At 62.0% G+C, this 1,461-nt stretch carries 1 protein-coding gene; it reads left to right on the top strand.

Annotated features, from left to right (window positions below):
- Positions 1-51: 51 nt before the first annotated feature.
- Positions 52-1,419, top strand: coding sequence for a carbohydrate porin (locus tag A7A08_RS15315; protein ID WP_141694037.1), 1,368 nt, complete (start codon positions 52-54; stop codon positions 1,417-1,419).
- Positions 1,420-1,461 lie beyond the last annotated feature (42 nt).

Genomic DNA, 1,461 nt, shown 5'->3' on the forward strand with positions numbered 1-1,461 from the left:
AATTTCACCCGTTCCGGAAGATTTCCGAGAGCGTATGACGGAACACGCATAGTGAGACGTACCATGAAGCTCGACCAAATTTTGGCAATTGCGGTTGCATTCAGTGCCTTATTAGTTGCACCCGCCCAGGCGCAAGACGCCGCCGCTCCCGTCTATAAGGGACCGCTTTCCAAACCGGCCAGCAACCTGGCCGCCAAGGGCATCGACCTGCACGCCGATGTCTACAACTTCTTCAACTCCAACCCGAGCTTCGGCCTGGATCTCGGTCATACCGGCAACTCCGCCTATTGGGTGACCGGTGCCGATATGGACCTGGAGAAGATGCTCGGCTGGAAGGGCACGAAGGTCCATTTCAAGGAGACCTTCTTCAACCTCGTCGAGAACAACGACTATATCGCCGGCCAGTTCGGCGACAGCGCCATCGGCTACCAGACCACCTACATCCAGCGGGATTCCCAGCTGAGCCAGCTCACCCTGGAGCAGTCCCTGTTCAACGGGAAGGTGAACATCGAAGCCGGCCGCACCCATCCGTTCTTCTACTTCACGCCGATGACGTGCGAGACCTTCAACACCTGCTACCAGGACACCCTGTATTACGACGCGGGCTATATCTCCCCGCTCTTCTCGGTCTGGGGCGGCCGGGTGAAGGTCAACCTGACCGACGACAGCTACTTCCAGGTCGGCATGTTCTCCAACGACAGCGGCTGGCACTTCCATAGCGGCTGGGATTGGGGCCGGGAGATCCCCGACGGCGTCCTCAACCTCGCCGAGTACGGCTTCAACACGGCCTATGGCCCGGGCGGAGCCTATACGGGCAAGTACGCCCTGACCGGCTATTACAATTCCGGCGATCACCTGAACAACAACGTGACCACGGGCGGACGCTCCCGCGGGCGGTTCCCGGACGATCCGGCCCGGACCGAGAGCGGCACCGGCGGCATCGTGTTCAACAGCACCCAGATCGTCTGGCGCGAGGACGGCGGCAGCGCCACCTACACCTCGCCGCGGACCCTCTCCTTCTATACGGGCGCGGGCTACTCCTTCGACACGACCGTGCCCGTCGAGGCCGACCTCTATGCCGGCTTCAACCTGCACGCGCCGCTGAAGTCCCGGCCCAACGACAAGCTCGGCTTCAAGCTGCGCTACGAGAAGATGAACGACAGCTTCAACGACTTCCTGTCGGAAGCCAATGCCACGGCCGGCGGCTCGGGCGCGCCGTTCGACGACAAGGTCATCTTCGAGCTCAACGCCCATATCGACCTGTTCAACGGCATGATCCTGGAGCCCGTCGCCCAGTACATCGTCAACCCGAACAGCTACTACAACCCGTACACCGCGGACCGTCCCCAGGACGGCATGTATCTCGGCGGAACCCTCAAGGTCCCGCTCGGAAAATACGCGGGCATCTCCCCGCAGTAAAAGCGTCGGCGACACCGGGGCCGGTCAACCGGCCGGCTCCGG

The organism is Methyloligella halotolerans, assembly GCF_001708935.1.
GTDB classification, from domain to species: domain Bacteria; phylum Pseudomonadota; class Alphaproteobacteria; order Rhizobiales; family Methyloligellaceae; genus Methyloligella; species Methyloligella halotolerans.